This is a genomic window from Flavobacterium sp., from assembly GCF_027533505.1.
GTDB lineage: Bacteria > Bacteroidota > Bacteroidia > Flavobacteriales > Flavobacteriaceae > Flavobacterium.
Window position 1 is genome coordinate 1 of sequence record NZ_JAPZUB010000056.1, and the last position, 19691, is coordinate 19691.

Annotated in this window: 19 protein-coding genes and 1 other RNA gene; 10 read left to right on the forward strand and 10 right to left on the reverse strand. The window is 39.0% G+C overall.

What is annotated here, in order from left to right; translation table 11 throughout:
* Positions 1-225: 225 nt before the first annotated feature.
* Positions 226-906, reverse strand: coding sequence for a DUF4294 domain-containing protein (locus O9316_RS11350; protein WP_298204538.1), 681 nt, complete (start codon positions 904-906; stop codon positions 226-228).
* Positions 907-983: 77 nt separating this feature from the next.
* On the opposite strand from O9316_RS11350, the gene O9316_RS11355 reads away from it, so the two are divergent.
* Positions 984-2072, forward strand: a complete 1089-nt coding sequence (locus O9316_RS11355) for a M42 family metallopeptidase (RefSeq protein ID WP_298204539.1) — start codon at positions 984-986, stop codon at positions 2070-2072.
* A gap of 50 nt (positions 2073-2122) precedes the next feature.
* Here the strand turns inward: O9316_RS11355 and O9316_RS11360 are convergent, their stop codons facing one another.
* The 3 genes from O9316_RS11360 to O9316_RS11370 form a co-directional block, all read right to left on the reverse strand.
* A complete protein-coding gene (locus O9316_RS11360; RefSeq protein ID WP_298204540.1) occupies positions 2123-2566 on the reverse strand; it encodes a hypothetical protein in 444 nt (147 codons plus the stop codon).
* Between the two features lie 180 nt (positions 2567-2746).
* Positions 2747-3697, reverse strand: coding sequence for a phosphoribosylaminoimidazolesuccinocarboxamide synthase (locus O9316_RS11365; RefSeq protein WP_298204541.1), 951 nt, complete (start codon positions 3695-3697; stop codon positions 2747-2749).
* 219 nt (positions 3698-3916) lie between these two features.
* On the reverse strand, positions 3917-4867 hold the full coding sequence (locus O9316_RS11370) for a PhoH family protein (protein ID WP_298204542.1): 951 nt from the start codon (positions 4865-4867) through the stop codon (positions 3917-3919).
* A 107-nt stretch (positions 4868-4974) separates the two neighbouring features.
* On the opposite strand from O9316_RS11370, the gene O9316_RS11375 reads away from it, so the two are divergent.
* From O9316_RS11375 to dnaN, 5 genes are all read left to right on the forward strand, one after another.
* Entirely contained in the window at positions 4975-5796 is an 822-nt protein-coding gene (locus tag O9316_RS11375; protein ID WP_298204543.1) for an SAM-dependent chlorinase/fluorinase, read from the forward strand.
* Positions 5797-5801: 5 nt separating this feature from the next.
* Entirely contained in the window at positions 5802-6098 is a 297-nt protein-coding gene (locus O9316_RS11380) for an antibiotic biosynthesis monooxygenase family protein (protein WP_298204544.1), read from the forward strand.
* Between the two features lie 40 nt (positions 6099-6138).
* Positions 6139-6864 carry a gliding motility-associated ABC transporter permease subunit GldF gene (gene gldF / locus O9316_RS11385; RefSeq protein WP_298204545.1) on the forward strand — a complete coding sequence of 242 codons (726 nt, stop codon included), beginning with the start codon at positions 6139-6141 and terminating at the stop codon, positions 6862-6864.
* Complete coding sequence (gene gldG / locus O9316_RS11390; RefSeq protein ID WP_298204546.1) at positions 6864-8540, forward strand: gliding motility-associated ABC transporter substrate-binding protein GldG; 1677 nt, start codon at positions 6864-6866, stop codon at positions 8538-8540. Before gldF ends, gldG begins: the two co-directional genes overlap by 1 nt.
* Positions 8541-8602: 62 nt before the next feature.
* The gene (dnaN, locus tag O9316_RS11395; RefSeq protein WP_287782735.1) at positions 8603-9721 is read left to right on the forward strand and encodes a DNA polymerase III subunit beta; all 1119 of its coding nucleotides are present in this window, start codon (positions 8603-8605) and stop codon (positions 9719-9721) included.
* A 60-nt stretch (positions 9722-9781) separates the two neighbouring features.
* Here the strand turns inward: dnaN and O9316_RS11400 are convergent, their stop codons facing one another.
* Both O9316_RS11400 and O9316_RS11405 read right to left on the reverse strand, forming a co-directional pair.
* Positions 9782-10612 (reverse strand): universal stress protein, encoded by an 831-nt coding sequence (locus tag O9316_RS11400; RefSeq protein ID WP_298204547.1) that lies wholly within the window; start codon positions 10610-10612, stop codon positions 9782-9784.
* A 121-nt stretch (positions 10613-10733) separates the two neighbouring features.
* Positions 10734-12149 (reverse strand): AAA family ATPase, encoded by a 1416-nt coding sequence (locus O9316_RS11405; protein WP_298204548.1) that lies wholly within the window; start codon positions 12147-12149, stop codon positions 10734-10736.
* A gap of 98 nt (positions 12150-12247) precedes the next feature.
* On the opposite strand from O9316_RS11405, the gene O9316_RS11410 reads away from it, so the two are divergent.
* Complete coding sequence (locus O9316_RS11410; protein ID WP_298347215.1) at positions 12248-13051, forward strand: DUF3822 family protein; 804 nt, start codon at positions 12248-12250, stop codon at positions 13049-13051.
* Positions 13048-13605 (forward strand): 16S rRNA (guanine(966)-N(2))-methyltransferase RsmD, encoded by a 558-nt coding sequence (rsmD, locus tag O9316_RS11415; protein ID WP_298204550.1) that lies wholly within the window; start codon positions 13048-13050, stop codon positions 13603-13605. Before O9316_RS11410 ends, rsmD begins: the two co-directional genes overlap by 4 nt.
* On the opposite strand, the gene rnpB is transcribed toward rsmD, so the two are convergent.
* Positions 13603-13922, reverse strand: an RNA gene (rnpB, locus tag O9316_RS11420) — RNase P RNA component class A. The two genes, rsmD and rnpB, sit on opposite strands and share 3 nt — an antisense overlap.
* A gap of 181 nt (positions 13923-14103) precedes the next feature.
* Here rnpB and dnaX point away from each other — a divergent pair.
* Both dnaX and O9316_RS11430 read left to right on the forward strand, forming a co-directional pair.
* Positions 14104-15186: a DNA polymerase III subunit gamma/tau gene (dnaX, locus tag O9316_RS11425; protein WP_298204551.1), complete on the forward strand. Its 1083-nt coding sequence runs from the start codon at positions 14104-14106 to the stop codon at positions 15184-15186.
* Positions 15187-15302: 116 nt separating this feature from the next.
* Positions 15303-15872 (forward strand): DNA polymerase III subunit gamma/tau, encoded by a 570-nt coding sequence (locus O9316_RS11430; RefSeq protein ID WP_298204552.1) that lies wholly within the window; start codon positions 15303-15305, stop codon positions 15870-15872.
* A 6-nt stretch (positions 15873-15878) separates the two neighbouring features.
* On the opposite strand, the gene O9316_RS11435 is transcribed toward O9316_RS11430, so the two are convergent.
* Genes O9316_RS11435 through O9316_RS11445 form a run of 3 tightly spaced genes read right to left on the reverse strand, consistent with a single transcriptional unit; the run spans position 15879 to position 19401 of the window.
* Positions 15879-16784: an exopolyphosphatase gene (locus O9316_RS11435; RefSeq protein WP_298204553.1), complete on the reverse strand. Its 906-nt coding sequence runs from the start codon at positions 16782-16784 to the stop codon at positions 15879-15881.
* Positions 16785-16799: 15 nt separating this feature from the next.
* Positions 16800-18914: a polyphosphate kinase 1 gene (ppk1, locus tag O9316_RS11440; protein ID WP_298204554.1), complete on the reverse strand. Its 2115-nt coding sequence runs from the start codon at positions 18912-18914 to the stop codon at positions 16800-16802.
* Entirely contained in the window at positions 18898-19401 is a 504-nt protein-coding gene (locus O9316_RS11445) for a histidine phosphatase family protein (RefSeq protein WP_298204555.1), read from the reverse strand. Before O9316_RS11445 ends, ppk1 begins: the two co-directional genes overlap by 17 nt.
* Between the last annotated feature and the right edge of the window lie 290 nt (positions 19402-19691).

Below are 19691 nucleotides of genomic sequence, written 5' to 3' on the forward strand. Positions count from 1 at the left end.
GGTGCAAAAGTAAAACTCTTTTTTAATCTGACAAATACTTTTGCAACTTTTTTTTCGAAATCTTTTACCATTCCAAAAACCCGTAACTTCCGTTTTGGGAGTGCAAATATAGAAACCTATACACCCTATATCCAAAAAAAACGAAGATGAGTTATTAACAATTGTATAAAAATACAATAAGAAAGCTGTAGCCTATTAAAATGGTGTGCTTTACAAACCGAGATGTTACTTTTTTGCTTTTAAATTTTGTGCTAATTTTTCCCAGTGGGCATTTAACTCGTCAAAATCAATTGGATTGGCTGCTTTCTGTTCTACCAATCTTCCTTCAACAAAAGCGCGATATAAAATAGTTTCTATCCAATAATCTTCATTGTCCTCCAAAGGACGATAAGTGGCTTTAAGATTTAAATCAAATAAATGAGCCGTTGTATTTGACCAAAAGGCCTTCCAACCACTTTTATACTCTTTAATCAACTCAAAAGTCGAAATACCTGTTTGTCGGTGTATCAATTTAATTAATATCTGCCCCTGCTTTCGGGATAACTTTTTTAAACGCGGTTTAAATTCTTCCTCCAAATAGGCTTCAACAATCTTCATATAGCGCCTTTTTTCTCGAGCCGTTTTCAAACTTCCTGCCGTCTTTCGGATTGCCATTAACTTTTCGGCCGTTAACTTTGCATAGGGATACACCTTAAAAACCCTATTTTGAAGTAGTAAAAATGCTTTTTTGTCTTCTTCATTCATCGCATTTTTTGAAATCAACACTTCATCCAGTAAAATAGTATCAATGGTTACCGTATCAATCGCTACCGTTTGTGAGGATGTCGATGGAACAGAAGGCTTATCGTCTTGTGCATGAAGATGACAAGAAAAAAGGAACAAAAAAAATGCAGCTATAACTCTCATAAAATCGAATACAAAATTATACAAAACCATATACAACTGTAGTGCCAAATCTTTATTTTAGCCCAAAAAACATTTCTATGGGCAAAAAAACCTTACTCAACAAAGCATCACTTCATTTTTTGGAAAACTATTTAAACAATGCATCGCCGACAGGATATGAATCGGAAGGGCAACGTTTGTGGATGGACTATTTAAAACCCTATGTGGATACCTTTATCACCGACACCTACGGAACGGCTGTTGGGGTAATTAATCCAGAGGCAAGTTATCGGGTGGTTATTGAAGGCCATTCCGATGAGATTTCATGGTACGTAAATTATATTACAGATAATGGTTTAATTTATGTGATCCGTAATGGCGGTTCCGATCATCAAATTGCCCCTTCCAAACGCGTTAACATTCACACCAAAAAAGGAATTGTTAAAGGAGTCTTTGGATGGCCTGCGATTCACACCCGAAATCGTGGGAAAGAAGAGTCGGCTTCATTGCACAACATTTTCATTGACGTAGGTTGTGCCACCAAAGAAGAAGTAGAAAAATTGGGCATTCATGTAGGCTGTGTTATCACCTACCCCGATGAATTCATGGTTTTAAATGGCGATAAGTTTGTATGCCGGGCCTTGGATAATCGGATGGGGGGATTTATGATTGCAGAGGTCGCACGATTGTTGAAGGAAAACAAGAAAAAACTTCCCTTTGGACTTTATATTGTCAATTCGGTGCAAGAGGAAATTGGTTTGCGAGGCGCTGAAATGATTACTCAAACTTTAAAACCTAATGTAGCTATTGTTACTGATGTTTGCCATGACACTTCTACTCCGATGATTGAGAAGAAAATCGAAGGAGATTTACAAATTGGCAAAGGTCCTGTTGTAGCCTACGCCCCAGCGGTTCAGAATAAATTAAGAGATTTGATAACCGATACGGCAACTGTGTGCAACATTCCTTTTCAACGTCATGCGACTTCGAGAGTAACAGGAACCGACACCGATGCGTTTGCCTATAGTAATGGTGGTGTTGCTTCAGCCTTAATTTCACTTCCGTTACGTTATATGCACACAACTGTTGAAATGGTACATCGTGACGATGTTGAACATGTGATTCAGCTTATTTATGAAACTCTTTTACGCATCGAGGATCAACACAATTTTTCCTATTTTAAATAATAACGAAGGGCTGTCTATAGAAGACAGCCCTTTTCCTTAATAACCAGGGATTATAAAATCTCTTTACCCACTACCCCAGCCGGTTGAGAAACAGGAACCAAGGGTCGTACTATCGGTAAGGAATAGTCCTCTTGTTGTTGCCATTGATTGCTTTCGATAACTGATTCATTAAATCGAACCATATCCTCCAACGTAGGCTCTATTGTTAACCATTGATAGGATTGAGGCGAGGTGTCGGTAATTTTATAGCCTTCTTCGATTTCCTCTTCAGTCGATTTTTGATAATGCCCCACAACCGGAGCCAACACATATTGAAGGGTTTGCGCATCAATTTCAGACGCTGTTTCAGGTTTACTTATTTTTTCCTTTGCCACAAAAGCCGTAACATTTGAATCCTCAGCTTCCATTTGAAATTGTTCTAAATCGCCGTGCGCTAAGGCAAAATTACTTATGAATAAAACGGCTAATCCTAAATACATTTTTGTTGTTTTCATGATCCTATTAATTTAGTGTGATTGATGATGATTAAAATACCTTGCATAACCTAGTAGCCTTGTCAGCGTTGACATAATTAACTGCTCGATTATATACTACTAGACGATACTTCGAAACTGTTGTTACAAAAAAAGGCCGCTTTTTTGAAGCGACCTTGTAATTTTAATATTCCATTAACATTAGCGTTCTTGTAAATATGCATTTACATTATGTGCAATTCGCTCCTCAAGACTTTCTAGATCGGCTTTGACAAACTTTTCTCCCATAATCGTCTCATATAATTCGATATAACGTTCAGAGACAGAGTTAACATATTCTTCAGACATTTCCGGGATGGTTTGCCCCTCTTTCCCTTGAAAATTATGGGCAATTAACCATTGACGGACAAATTCTTTGGATAATTGTTTTTGAGCTTCGCCATTCTCTTGTCGTTCTTCATACCCTTCGGCATAAAAATAACGTGACGAATCAGGCGTATGGATTTCATCAATAAGTACGATTTCACCTGATTTCGTTTTACCAAACTCATATTTGGTATCCACCAGAATCAAACCACGGGCTGCTGCAATTTCGGTGCCCCGTTGAAACAGTGCACGTGTGTATTTTTCGAGTATTAAATAATCTTCCTCCGAGACAATACCATTGGCTAAAATGGCTTCTCTGGAAATATCCTCATCATGCACTCCAAAATCAGCTTTGGTAGTGGGTGTAATTATGGGTTCAGGAAAGCGGTCATTTTCTTTCATGCCTTCTGGTAAATCTACGCCACATAGCTTACGTTTTCCAGCCGCATATTCTCGAGCAGCATGTCCTGATAGATACCCACGTACTACCATTTCTACTTTAAAAGGTGTGCAAAGATGTCCCACGGCTACATTGGGATCGGGTGTTGCCAATAACCAATTGGGCACAATATCGGAGGTCAACTCCATAAAACGGGTTGCGATTTGATTTAAAATTTGACCTTTATACGGTATTCCTTTGGGTAAAACGACATCAAAAGCGGAGAGACGATCGGTGGCAATCATGACCAAAATCGCATCGTTAATAGTATACACCTCGCGAACTTTTCCGCGATATACAGATTTTTGTCCCGGGAACTGGAACTGGGTACTCGTAAGTGTTTGCATTTGTGTTGTGTTGTTGTGAGGTGCAAAAGTAATTTATTGGTTAAAAATAATCAATCAGAGCGCAAAATTTATTGAAATGAATTGTACAATGGATATGAAAAGAATGCCGATTCAACTATTTTTTTTAAATAAATATGTGTTTGCGAATAGACTACAAAATGAAAAAGGCTTCCTCATTCATTAACAGGGAGCCTAATTCATATCTAAAATAGTCTTTCATTAATCTTGGTTTTCGATTCGTTTGTAAGCATCGATAATTTTTTTGACCAAACGATGACGCACAATATCTTTATCATCCAAGTACAAAATACCCACACCTTCTACATCTTTCAAAATCAAAAGTGCTTCCTTCAATCCTGAAATGGTTCGTCGCGGTAAATCGACCTGTCCTGGATCTCCGGTGATAATGAACTTGGCATTTTTCCCCATACGCGTCAAAAACATTTTCATCTGAGAATGGGTCGTATTTTGGGCTTCATCCAAAATTACAAAGGCATTATCCAACGTACGCCCGCGCATAAAGGCCAAGGGTGCAATTTGAATAATCCCCTTTAGAAGATAATCCTCCAAGGTTTGAGGGGGAATCATATCGCGTAAGGCATCATATAGCGGTTGCATGTAGGGATCCAGTTTTTCTTTCATATCGCCCGGCAAAAAACCAAGATTTTCCCCTGCTTCTACGGCGGGACGTGTTAGAATGATTCGCTTGACTTGTTTTTCCTTCAACGCTTTAACCGCCAATGCCACTCCGGTGTAGGTTTTACCCGTACCAGCGGGCCCCACAGCAAAAACCATATCATTTTTCAGTACAGATTCCACCAATTTTTGTTGGTTAGGTGTAATGGCTTTGATTAGCTTTCCCCCCAAGCCATGGACCAAAATTTTGTCGTGGTCGGGCATCCGTTGTTCCTCAAAAGAATTACTTTGAATAACCCGATCGATAACATTGGTGTCAATATTATTGTAGCGGGTAAAATGCAACATCAATCGGTTAAAACGGGTTTCAAATTCGTCCAACTCTTCTTTTTCACCAAAAGCTTTTAAAGTGGTTCCCCTTGCAACTATTTTTAGCTTGGGATAATATTTTTTGATGGTCTCTAAATGAGCATCTTGAGCGCCCCAAAATTCTTTTGGAGCGATGTCGTGCAGTTCGATGATACGTTCGTTCAAATGCCGTGGTTTTAGGGTTAAAAATTCCTTAGAATTACTTAGCTTTGCATGCATCTCAAATTTAAGAAAGACTGCGGTTTGTTCCCAAATTAGTTATAAACAATTTTATGTCAATAATTACCCTTACTACCGATTTTGGACACAAAGATTATTTTGTGGGTGCATTAAAAGGGCAGTTGTATACACACTATCCTGAGGTGCGGATTGTGGATTTATCGCATGAAGTTGCCGCTTTTGACTTGGCGCAGGCCAGCTATCTTGTGGGAGCCGGTTACCGTCATTTTCCGAAAGGAACTGTTCATATCATAGGTGTTGATGCAGGAAGAACACCTTCCAAAAGGCATATTGCTGCGCTGTGGGAGGGACATTATTTTATTGCGGCTGACAATGGCGTATTGGGTATGATTTTCCGTAAAAAAGTTCCCGAAACACTTGTCGAAATTACGATACACGATCGATTGCATGAGCAAGCGACTGACATGGAGGTTTTTGCCACAGTTGCGGTACATTTAGGCAAAGGAGGGGCACTCAGTGTGATTGGAAAAACCATTACAACACTTAATGAAGTGACCGAACTGCAACCCGTTATTGATCAGGAACAGCGTCAACTGAAAGGCTATGTGATGTATATTGATCATTTTGGCAATGCGGTGACCAACATTGAGCAGTCTATGTTTGTGGAATCCGCAAGAGGACGTTCGTATGAAATCCTTGTAAAACGCGAAAAACTAAAAACAATATTCCCGCATTATCATGCCATTGAAGCCCTGGACGCTAAAATCGACCATGCTGGGAAAACAATGGCTATTTTTAATGAAGCTGGATATTTAGAAATTGGCATCTACAAAAGCACCTTACATACTGGAAATGCCGCTAGTTTGTTGGGATTACGCTATCGAGATGCCATTTGGATTGAATTTAAATCATAACTATTATGTTGGTTCGTATTGTAAAGCTCTCTTTTCATGAGGAGCATATTCCCACTTTTTTGACGCAATTTGAACTCATGAAATCCCACATTCGAAACAGTCCCGGCAATCGCTTATTGGAGTTGTACCAAGATGTTCAAAATCCAGGGGTTTTCTTTACTTACAGTTATTGGGATGATGAAACTGCTTTAAATCAGTATCGGCAATCGGCCTTATTTGATGAAATTTGGACGTTTACCAAAAAACTTTTCAACGACAAACCCGAAGCTTGGAGTGTGAATAAATTAGTAAGTTTGCAATAAATTTAAAAGACTGCGTTTACCTAGTAAGGAAAAATATACTATGAAATCAATACTATTCAGAGAAATAAAATCGTTTTTCGGCGCTCCAGTAGGCTACTTGGTTATCGCCATTTTTTTGCTTTTGAACGGTTTATTTCTTTGGATTTTTGAAGGAGAATTCAACATTCTCAACAGTGGTTTTGCCGATATGACTCCCTTTTTCACTTTGGCGCCATGGATTTTATTGTTTTTAATACCTGCGGTGACCATGCGAAGTTTCTCGGATGAAAAAAAACAAGGTACCCTCGAATTATTACTTACCAAACCCTTGAGTCTTTGGCAAATTGTGGGTGGCAAATTTTTGGGAGCGGTTGTCCTCATTGCCCTTGCTATAGTGCCTACGCTACTTTATGCATTTGTGTTAAATGATATGGGAATGAAAGACAATCCATTTGATTTTGGGAGTACTGTTGGTGCCTATTTTGGATTGTTATTTTTAATTTCAGGCTACGCTGCTATTGGGATTTTCACTTCTACGCTGTCTGAAAATCAAATTGTAGCTTTTATACTTTCTGTATTTCTATGTTTTCTTTTTTATTATGGATTTGAAGGGGTCGCCGTGTTTTTTGGATCGGCTGGTGACTACATCTCAAGAATAGGTATGGAGTACCATTTTAAAAGTATGGGTAAAGGGGTTTTGGATACCCGTGACATTCTCTATTTTTCCTCTGTTGCTTTCTTTTTCTTATCGTTAACCGTTTACCAATTAAAAGGTCTTAAATCATAATGAAGCAAAAACAGGCAAAACAAATCGCCATCACGCTCGTATTGTTAATCGTAATCAATGTTTTGGGGAATTTGGTCTTCAAACGGTTTGACCTTACCGCTGACCATCGGTATACCTTATCAGCTACTTCGATGACTATTGTAGATAAAGCAAAAGAACCGCTCTATATCGATGTATATTTGGAAGGAAGTTTTCCCGGTGAATTTAAAAAACTACAAAGTGAAACCCAACAATTGCTAGAGGAGTTTAAAGCTAAAAACAGCAATATCATCTTTCAATTTATCAACCCTTTGGAAGATGAAAACACGTCTGAAGCCACCCTTCAAAAGTTATTTGAACGTGGTTTAACTCCCATAAATATCACGGTAAATCACAAAGGAAAACAAACCGAAGAGATGGTATTCCCTTGGGCCGAGGTTCGTTACGGCGATCGTGTAACCAAAGTCCCTCTCCTTAAAAACATGATGGGTGCCTCGACAGCGCAAAAAGTAGAGAGTTCGGTGCAACATTTAGAATATGCATTTGCCAACGGATTTAATACAGTGTTGGAAAAAAGACAGAAAAAAATTGCTGTTATCAAAGGGAATGGCGAATTGCACGAGTTGTTAATAGGCGATTTTCTCCGAACGGTCAAAGAAAATTATTTTATTGGCCCTTTCACCCTGGACTCTGTGGCAACCAATCCTGTAAAAACCAATTTCGATTTACAAAAATATGATTTAGCCCTTATTGCCAAGCCCACGGAAGCCTTTACCGATGCGGAAAAACAAGTGCTTGATCAATATATGGTAAACGGTGGAAAATCCCTATGGTTATTAGATCAGGTGAATATTGAAATGGATAGTTTGATGACCACGGGTGAAGGATTGGCTTTTCCGAGGGACTTGAATCTGGATGATTTGTTCTTTAAATACGGTATACGTATCAAACGTGACTTGGTTAAAGATGTCATGGCATGTCCGATCACCTTGGCCACGGGGCAACAAGGCAATGCTACACAATACAATCAGTATCCTTGGCTGTATGCTCCCGCTGTGTATGCAGATGCCAAAAATCCGATTGTAACCAATTTGGACGTAATTAAATTTGATTTCTGTACCCCAATCGAACTTTTACAGAATTCCATACAAAAAACGGTATTACTTCACTCCTCACCCTATTCAAAAGCGGTGGGCACACCTATTCCCGTAGCTTTAAATATGGTAGCCGAACGTCCTGAGCCGGCTTCCTTTCCGAAGGGTGGCGGGTTGATTCCGTTGGCAGTATTGTTGGAGGGACAAATGCATTCGGTCTATGAAAACCGTATCCCCGCTTTTAAAGACGCCAATTTCAAATCCGTTGGAAAACCGGGAAAAATGATTGTCATTGCCGATGGAGATGTCATTCGAAACCAATACGATAAAAACTACCAACCTTTAGAATTAGGCTATGATAAATGGACTGGTAAAATGTATGCCAACAAAGAGTTTTTACTCAATTGCGTCAATTATTTATTAGACGACACGGGACTTATCAACATCCGAAATAAAGAGGTGAAGTTAGCCCTATTGGATACTGAAAAAGTCAAAGAGAAGTACACCTTTACGCAAATCGTTACTGTGGTATCGCCCTTAGTGATTTTAGGTGTTTTCGGACTGTTTTTTACACTACTTCGCAAACGTCGTTATGCCCGCTAGTGTTAATAAAAAAACTTTTTTTAATCATCCGCTTTAGGATATATTTGTAAAAAATAAAAAAAATGAAATTCATTGTATCGAGTTCGTATTTATTAAAGCAACTTCAAGTTTTAGGAAGTGTTATCAACAGCAGCAATACCTTGCCGATTTTAGATAATTTCCTGTTTGAATTGAACCAAAATGCGCTTACCGTTTCGGCCTCTGATCTAGAAACTACGATGTCAGCAACCCTTGAAATTGAGTCTACCAATACAGGAAGTGTTGCGGTGCCTGCCAAGTTGTTGTTGGATATCTTAAAAACGTTTCCCGAGCAACCGCTAACCTTTACAGTGGAGGAAAACAATACCATCGAAATCAGTTCAAATTCAGGTAAATACGCATTAGCCTATGCGCCAGGAGAGGAGTTTCCAAAATCGGTACAGTTAGAAGATCCTTCCTCAACCCTTGTCCCCGCTGAAGTTTTGGCTACTGCGATTAGCAAAACTATTTTTGCTGCTGGAAATGACGACTTACGCCCAGTGATGTCGGGTGTGTTTTTCCAGTTTGCTCCAGAAGGATTAATTTTTGTGGCCACTGATGCGCACAAATTAGTAAAGTATGCTCGAACTGACGTTAGCGCTTCGCAAGTGGCTGATTTTATCATGCCCAAAAAACCGTTGAATATTTTAAAAAATATTTTGGGAACTTCAGACGCGGAAGTGAAAATCGAATACAACGATTCTAACGCCACGTTCTCTTTTGAAAATTACATTTTAACTTGTCGTTTGATTGATGGCAAGTATCCCAACTACGAAGCGGTGATACCTAAGGAAAACCCTAATAAGTTGATTATTGATCGCACACAATTCTTTAACTCGGTACGTCGTGTGGCTATTTTTTCCAACAAAACCACCCACCAAATTCGATTGAAAATTGCCGGTGCCGAATTGAATATTTCAGCGGAAGATATCGATTACAGCAACAAAGCTGAGGAGCGTTTGACGTGTGATTATCAAGGTGATGACATGCAAATCGGGTTTAACTCCCGCTTTTTATTAGAAATGCTTTCCAACCTACAATCGGATGAAATTCAATTGGAAATGTCTATGCCTAACCGCGCTGGAATTCTGACGCCTGTCGATGGTTTGGATGAAGGCGAAACCGTTACTATGTTGGTGATGCCTGTGATGTTGAACAACTAAATAAAACACTAACCCAACCTTTTATACTGAAAGAAGCCGCTTGTTTAAAGCGGCTTTTTTTTATTCATGCATGGCCAAAACAGGAATACTCAAATGATTGGCCATTTTCTCGGTAAAGGATTGTGCAAACAATTGGGCGAAAAATCCTTTTTTATAAGTCATCATCGCCAATACATCAATGGAGTTTCCACTAATGAAATCAGCAATTGTTGCTTCTACATCGTCGTTGGGGATAATATGAAATTGAACGGGTTCCAACGCAAAATGGCTTTTCCAATCATCATAAGTAGCCGGCGTATTGTCGGTATCACGCGTTTCCACATACAAACATTTTACCTTGGCTTGTAATCCTTTGGCTAACTGAATAACTTCTTGCAGTGCTTTTTTATCTTTTTCTCGAAATCGAGTGGTGAATGCAATTGTTTCAATTCCGGTAAAAGAGGCTTCTTTGGGCACGCTCAATACGGGAACCTTCAAATTAGAAATCGCTTCCGTAGTATTGGTGCCCAAAAAATATTCACTCCAACCGGAAGCACCCGCCGTACCCATCACGACAAAATCAGCATGTTCCTCTCGAATCAATTCCTTAAGGTTAAAAACCAAATCACCATCGCGTAAAGCATGTGTCAAACGTACCCTCTCGGCCTTGTGTTTTGCCACAATCACCTTCAATTTTTCTGCTTCCACCTTGAATCGATCAAAATTAATCAACTCCAAGGAATCAAAAAGGGTCTTGTAATTTTGAGGGGCAAATTGATGGTCGACAATAGGTAATTCGTAGGTATGCAAAAGAATAATCTCTGCATGATACTGTTTTGCCAATGCAAGGGCATAACTAAATGCATTTGTGGCCACTTCAGAGAAGTCGGTAGGGAAGACAATTTTTTTCATGATTTCAGTTTTTGTCTTGTAAAATTACTTCCTACTTTCCTACAAAAACATGATAATCATCATACTAAAGATACGATAACCTAAAATTAAAACGCAGTTAATACTCCCGAATTAATCCGAGCTACATTTCAAAAAACTGATCTTGAAAACCTATCAAATACAATCGTTCCTTGGCACGGGTTACGGCGGTGTACAACCATCGTACATCCTCCATTTGAAGTCCGTCGGGAAGATAAGGTTGTTCTACAAAAACAGTATTCCATTGCCCGCCTTGTGATTTATGGCCTGTAATCGCATAGGCAAATTTTACTTGTAGCCCATTGAAATATTCATTTTGCCGTAAGTGTTCTAAGCGTTTGTATTTGGATGGTTCGTCGGCGTAATCTAGTAAAACTTCTTCATACAAGCGTTGCGATTGCTCTTGGGTCAATGAAGGAGCTTCGCTAGTTAACGTATCTAATATGAGTATCGTTTCAAAAGGGATTTGGTCAGGATAATCAACCATTCTAATTTTTACGCGCGCAAATTGAAAACCATACAGTGCTTTGAAACCATAAATTTCAAGCACTTCAATAGTATCACCGTTGGCAATAAAACCGGCTTCATCGGTCTCTTTCAACCAAAAATAATTATTTTTCACAACCATCAAATAATCCCCCACCGAGAGTTCACTCTCCTTAAACAAGATACGGGCGCGAATTTGCTGATTGTATTGATTGGCGCGTTTATTGGAACGAACGATAAAAGCAGTATCCTCAATGGAGTATTGACTGTAGGCATTATTGATGGCGTCTTGAATATCATACCCATCAACCAAGCGAATAATATCTTTGAATCCGCGCAATTGAAATTGAAATCCTTCAAAAAAAGCGTCGTGTAATACTTCGCGTAACTGGGTTGCATTCCATAATATCCCCGACTTTTCCTCTTGACGCATAACCTCGTCCAGTGTAATGGTATCGACTTTTTTTTGATAATGAAGCGACAAGGATTCAATATTCAATGCAGGCGAATCAGTGCGATTAACGGGGGGCAACTGAGCCGTGTCGCCCAAAAGAATGAGTTTGCAATTTTGATTGTTGTAGACATAAAAAATCAAATCATCCAATAATGAACCCTGTTGATACATACCTGAACCGCCATCATAATCGGAAATCATCGAAGCTTCATCGACAATAAAAAGCGTGTTTTTATGCTTATTTTGTTGCATGGTAAAAGTGACATTACCCGCCTTTTTCTTCGGAAAATAGATTTTTTTATGGATGGTAAATGCGGGCTTATTTGCATAATTGGATATTACTTTGGCGGCACGACCTGTTGGTGCCAACAAAACCGACTTGTATTGAATATCTGGTAAACTTTGAACCAAAGCCGCAATCACCGTTGTTTTCCCCGTACCCGCATAGCCTTTTAATACAAAAATCGAATCGTCGTTGGGTTCAAACACAAACTTTGTTATTTTTTGAAAAAAAACATCCTGTTTCAACGTGGGTTGAAAGGGAAAAGCCTGTTGTAATCGTTGGTAAAATTTTTGCATAGGACAACAAAGATAGGAGTCTGTCTTCAAATTTGCCCTCTCGGAAGTCTGCCTTATATTAACAATATTTCGTAAGTTTGCCTCCTCCCGATTAGTTCATGGAAAGTATACTTGATAAAACATATAAACGCTTAGTCATTCAGGTTTCTCTGAACGGCTTGTCGTTTGCCGTCATCAATACGATTACTGAACAAATTGAGGTTTTGCAACCGCTACCCTACCCTCCTTATCAACGTAATACTCCTATCGAAGATTGGTTCACCGTAGTTTTTCACGATCATCCCGAATTGCGTCTGCGGTATGATACCATACAAATTGTTCATACCAATGCACTCAACACTTTTGTGCCAACCCCTTTTATTGATGCAGAGTTTAAAGGAAGTTACTTGCAATTCAATACCCGGGTTTTTGAAACCGACTTTTTTGCCTTTGATACCTTGGCATCCCACGAAATGACCAATGTGTATATCCCGTATGTGAACATGAATAACTTTTTCATCGATCAATACGGTTCGTTTGATTACTGCCATGCACATTCCATTTTGGTTCAAAAATTATTGGAATACAGTAAGCATTCGGTCGAACCTGTAATGTATGTGCATCGCGCTCCTTCCCATTTTGAAATTGTAGTAATTGCGCAACGGAAGTTGTTTTTTTTCAATGCGTTTGACTATCAAACCCCTGAGGATTTTATTTATTACATATTATTTACTGCCGAGCAGTTGCAACTTAATCCAGAGCAATTTCAATTGGAGTTGTTGGGTACATTTGAGGAAGACGATGCCTATTACCAAATGGCCTATACCTATATTCGACAGGTACAGCTCATGCCGTTGCGCGCTATCAATAATGGGCGAAGTGAACAGGAAAACCGTCACCATTTTATTCTTGTTCACGCATGAGAATTATTTCCGGAAAATACAAAGGGCGTCGATTGGTAGCTCCTAAAAACTTACCCGTTCGCCCCACCACGGATATGAGTAAAGAATCCTTGTTTAATATCTTGAATAACCATTTTCATTTTGCAAACTTGAAGGTGTTGGATTTATTTGCCGGAACGGGAAATATCAGTTATGAATTTGGATCCCGCGGTTGTGAAGATCTAACTTGTGTGGATGCCAACTACAGTTGCATTCAATACATTAAGAAAACAGCACAGGAACTGAACCTCAATATTACTCCGATAAAAAGTGATGTTTTTTCCTTTTTGGAACGTCATCGAGGAAATTATGATGTGATTTTTGCTGACCCACCGTACGATATGGCAGAAAAAGATTTTCATCGATTGGTGGGGTTAATCTTTACACAAGATTTGTTGGATGAACAAGGGGTTTTGGTGGTTGAACATTCGAAGCACACCCCAATAAAAGATTTGGAAAATTTTGCCTACTATAAAAACTATGGTGCTTCGGTTTTTTCCTTTTTTGAATATCCTGAAATTGAAGACGAAGCATAAAAAAGCAGACCTGTAAGCCGGATTCTGTATTCCAAATACTCGGAACCCTTATCATTTATCTAGCCGCGTTATTACTAACGCGATCCATCTGCCTACCCCCCGGCAACGGACGAGTAACCCTTAACTGCCGGTATACATGGCATTGCACCGCATAGAGTTTACCTGATTTCACTACAGCCGAACTGTACATCCTTTCTGTTGCACTGGTCCTTCTCGTTCAAAAAACGAGCGACGGGTGTTACCCGCTATGCTACTCTTTGGTGTCCGGACTTTCCTCTCTCCCAACGAATCGGGACAGCGATAAGGCGGTCTGCTGGCGCAAAGATAGTTTTAATTGTTTGTAAAAAGCGGCTTTCTATTTTTAAAAAAGTAAAAGTAACTATTGGTCATGACAGCATCCATCTACAAGGCAGGATGTGAATAAGTTTTGATGAAAAAGGGATGGGGTAAGCGAACTGATTTTGTAAAAAAACTATATTTGTAATCCAATTGAGATTCATGGAACAATTTGTAGTATCTGCCCGAAAATACCGTCCGCAAACGTTTAAAGATGTTGTGGGACAGCAGGCTATTACCAATACGTTATTGAATGCCATTGAAACCAATCACTTGGCGCAAGCGTTACTTTTTACAGGTCCTAGAGGAGTAGGAAAAACAACCTGTGCACGTATCCTTGCCCGAAAAATCAATCAGCCAGGGTATGACGACCCCAATGAAGACTTTGCCTTTAATGTGTTTGAATTGGATGCCGCATCCAACAATTCGGTAGATGACATTCGCAATTTGATTGATCAGGTACGCATCCCACCCCAAACGGGACAATATAAAGTGTACATCATCGACGAGGTTCACATGCTGTCCACGGCGGCTTTCAATGCGTTTTTGAAAACATTGGAAGAACCCCCAAAGCATGCCATTTTTATTTTGGCGACTACAGAAAAGCACAAAATCATTCCAACCATCTTATCGCGTTGTCAAATATTTGATTTCAAAAGAATCACCGTCAATGATGCCAAAGAGCATTTAGCGGAAGTAGCACGAAGTCAAGGGGTGCAATTTGAAGATGATGCTTTACATATCATAGCCCAAAAAGCCGATGGCGCTATGCGAGATGCCCTGTCAATTTTTGACCGTGTGGTATCCTATTGTGGAACAAATTTGACCCGTCAAGCAGTGACTGAAAATCTCAATGTATTGGATTTTGAGACTTATGTTGCGATGACCAATTTAATTTTAGCCCATGACATTCCTCAAATTTTAGTAGCTTATCATCACGTTTTGGCCAAAGGATTTGATGGCCATCACTTTATTGTGGGTTTGGCATCGCATTTTAGAGATTTGATGGTATGTAAAAATCCAGCGACACTTGCCTTATTGGAAGCGGGAGAACAGGCACAAATGCTGTATAAAGAACAAGCTGAAAAATGTGAAAGTGACTTTTTACTAAAAGCCATAGCCTTGGCCAACGAATGCGATTTAAAGTATAAAACATCGCAAAATCAGCGTTTATTAGTAGAACTTACTCTGATGCAATTGTGCTCCATCTCCTTTGATGGAGAAAAAAAAAAGTTGACTTCATAATTCCGCCAACGTATTACAGCACAAGTAAATACTCCATCACTGAACTAAAAAATCAGAAAAAAGAAACGACATCCTCACCAGCCATTGAAACTAGCATCCCTCAGCCTTCAGCAGCAGTGATACCGGTATCGGATCCATTGGAAGTTCCCAAATCGGATGCATCGCGTATCGAACCACCTGTTTCCAAACCTTTACAAACAATAGTGCCTGGTCAGACCGAAATAGGAAAAGTTTCGGCTTTGTCGCTATCGAGTATTCGTGCGAAAAAGGAACTGTTGGAACAGCAAAAAAATACAGTTCGCGAAGAACAAAAAGCGTTGCCAACGGAACCTTTTACAGCCACAGAACTATTGGAACAATGGTATAAATATGCCGACCGATTAAATGACAAAGGGCACAAAATTATGGAGGCATTATTGCGCATCAATGATCCGCGACTGGAAGGCACTACCATTATTCATACGTTACCCAATCAGGGGTCAAAATTGGACTTTGACAAAGAAAAGCCTGAGCTTGTTGCATTTTTACGCGCCAAACTACACAATCATGAAATCGGACTTGAAGTCGAAGTCAATGAAGAAGTTAAAAGTAAAATTGCCTTTACGCCCCAAGATAAGTACCTTCGACTACAAGAAATCAATCCTGCATTGGAATTGTTGCGGAAACAATTTGACCTTGATGTATAACGTTTTTTAGAACTTTATAGATTCAATTTTTCCGTGATACATTGCCTTTACGATGCCATCGGAGAGACCAATTTTAGGAACATAGATTTTTCTAGCTCCACTCCATTTCATGGCGTTTAAATAAATCTTTGTCGCTGGAATAATTACGTCGGCACGGTCTGTATTCAGCGCTAATTCTGCTACACGTTGTTCATAAGTCAACGAATTTAAATATTGATATTGTGCATTTAAATACAGATAAGAAAGGGGCTGATCGGGTAATTTTCCTGACAGTTTAAAGAGCTTGTTAATGTTGCCACCAGATCCCACTAAAATAACATCGTCATAAGGTTGACATTGGGTGCGCACCCATTCTTCGATGGCATTCCATGTTTCATCGGGAACGCGATCATTGAGTAAACGTACGGTTCCGTTTCGGAAGGATTTGGAGGCAATCATTTTACCCTCAGAAAACAAGGAAAACTCTGTACTACCTCCCCCAACATCGACATACAAATACGTTTTGTCGGCTGTAATAAAGGAGTGTAAATCGGAGGAAGCAATGATCATGGCCTCGGTTTTTCCGTCAATAATTTCAATATCAATAGTTGCTTTTTCCTTGATGAGTTTCACCACATCGGGTCCGTTTAACGAATCGCGCATAGCCGAAGTAGCACAGGCTTTATAACGTTCAACTTTGTAGACTTTCATCAACAATCGAAATGCTTCCATGGCATCGACCATGCGTAATGCATTTTCTTGAGAAATGATTCCGGTGGTAAATGAATCTTGCCCTAGACGAATAGGCACCCGAATTAAAGAGGACTTATTAAACTGCGGCTCTTTTCCTTCTTGCTCTACAATGTTAGTGATTAACAAGCGCATCGCATTGGAACCAATATCAATCGCAGCATATTTACGAATTGCAATCATAGGTTTGGGGCTATATTAAGGGAGTAAGGGTTGTTCATCATAGAGGCGTTGAAAATAGGCATACATTTCATATTGTGCTCTAAATACGGGCGAATGTTCATCACGCGTCCGGTAACGATTGTCTAATTTTTCGGAATGAAAACGGGCTTTCACATTTCCTTTCCATCCAATTTCAAACGTATCGATAAGAATTTTTTTGATATCGGCTTGATAAATGGGGCAAGTAACTTCTACCCTACCGTCAAGATTTCGCGTCATAAAATCGGCCGAAGAAATATAGATATCGGGGTTCCCTTCATTTCCAAAAATAAAAACGCGGGCATGTTCTAGTAAATTATCGACGATACTTATGGCTTGAATATTCTCACTCATCCCAGGAACTCCCGGAATTAATGAGCAAATTCCACGTATTTGCAAACGAATTTTTACCCCCGCATTACTCGCTTCATACAGTTTATCAATCATCTCAAAATCAGAGAGTGAATTCATTTTTAAATCAATCGTTGCTCCTTTGCCGAGGGTAGCATTGAGAATTTCGCGGTCAATTAATTTATAGATGCGATTTCTTGTATAATGAGGGGAAACAATAAGGTGTTTGTAGCGGTGCAAACGGTAATTGATGTCAAAAAACTCAAAAATTTTAGTAACATCTTTAAGGATTTGTTGATGACTCGTAAATAAGGTGACATCGGTATACACTTTGGCCGATGATTCATTGAAATTACCTGTAGAAATGAATCCGTATCGTTTTAACTTATGCTCTTCTATTCGTTCGACAACACAAATTTTACTGTGTACTTTTAATCCTTTGATGCCAAAAATCAATTCAATGCCTTCTTGTTGCATCATTTCTGAGTACGAAATATTACTTTCTTCATCAAAGCGGGCTTGCAATTCAATTTGAACTACAACCCGTTTGCCATTTTTAGCTGCATTAATGAGGGAACTAATAATTTGCGAGTTTTTGGCCAGACGGTATAATGTAATTTTTATGGAAGTAACTTTAGGATCTAAGGCGGCTTCTCGTAAAAACTTAATGAGGTAAGAAAACGATTGGAAAGGGGCATACACCAAATAATCTTTTTGCGCAATTTTTTGTAACATATTCCCCTCCAATGAAAGTCCCGGAACGGGTAGCGGTACTTTCTTTTGATACAATAAATCAAATCGTCCTAAGTTGGGGAAATCCATATAGTCACGACGGTTGTGGTAACGTCCGCCTGGAATCACACTGTCTGATTTATCAATACCCATTCGATTAAGGAAGAAACTTAAGGTATCTTTATCAATCATGGTATCATAGACAAACCGTACAGGTTCACCAACACGACGCTCTTTGACAGAGGACGCAATTTTCTGTAACATACTCTTATTCAAATCACTATCAATATCCAATTGGGCATCGCGAGTAATTTTGATCATGTGAGCAGAAATACTTTCGTAGTCGAAAATATTGAATATGGAACTCAAGTTATAGCGAATCACATCATCCAAAAGCATAATATATTGTTTGTTTTCAAGGGCAGGTAAAACCACAACGCGATTGATGTTTTTGGGGATTTCTATAAGGGCGTAACGGACTTCTTTCGGTTTCATTTTCCCAAATAAACCTGACTTGTTTTCGCTTCGCATAACCAATTTGACCGCCAAGTAGCCGGAGGTATCTTTTAATAGTGGAAATTCAGCCAAATCATTTAAAATGACCGTAACTAATTCTGGACTAACATTTTGAATAAAAAAATCATGAACAAAATTTTGATGTTCTTGACAAAGTTGATTTTCGTTAACTATAACTATATTTTCCTTTTCTAACTCTTTTTCAATGGTGCTAAGGATACGAAGACTATCGGATTGTTGCTTGATAACTATTTCAGTGATTTCTTTTACTAATTGTTGCGCAGAGATTCCGCCTAATATTTTCTCACCAGTTTGTCCAGAGAGACTTAAACGACGAATAGCCGCATAACGCACCCTGAAAAATTCATCTAAATTATTGGAAAAAATACCTAAAAAACGAAGTCTGTCGAGCAAAGGAACTGTGGGATCAGCGGCCTCTTGAAGAACACGAGCATTGAAGGTGAGCCAACTTTTTTCGCGGTCAATATAAGTGAATTTACGTGAGTTTGTCATTTTGTAATGCGCTGGGAGTTATAAATCGTATTGTTTTTCCTTTAGTGATTGAAGCCCAACTTTCTGCTTCAAATGCAATTGTTACCCAAGCTGCTGTGGGAACATTAGGAATAAACAAGTCCCCAAATTTATTAACAAAATCTGTAATAGCATTGTTATGACCAAAAAGAAATACCTCAGTGTATTCAGGTTTCATTTTTTTAACGAATCGTTCTAAATCGTTTACATCAAACGTATAAAGTTCCTCGACGATTTCAAGAGTTGGAAATGGCACCTCTTGATTCGCCGTGATTAGTTTTGCTGTTGCTCGAGCTCTAACTGCCGGACTTGAATAGATTTTTTGAGGCATGCATTGCTGACGAAGTAACTCTTTTCGCATATTTTCGGCATTCGTAATTCCACGTTCATTTAAGGGGCGCAATCGATCATCCAAAGGAAATTCCCAAGAAGATTTAGCATGTCGTATTAGTGAAAGACTGAATTTCATTTTTTTTGTAAGATTTTACATGTTATATATGTCTTTTTTTGCCTTTTATCCATTTTTTTTACACTTTATCGATTTTTTATTTGGTCAGCTAAATTTAACACTGTACTTACGATTTGTTAAAAGTATGCATTTTGTCGATGTTTTTTGACTTCGTTTGTAGTATTAAATGCGTTTTAACATCGATGAATGCTGAAAATTATGTCGTTGAAAAACATATATTTTTCGACGAATGATTGAAAAACATGGAAAAATGGAAGTTTAACGAGTTTTAGCGCAGTTCACAGATAAAA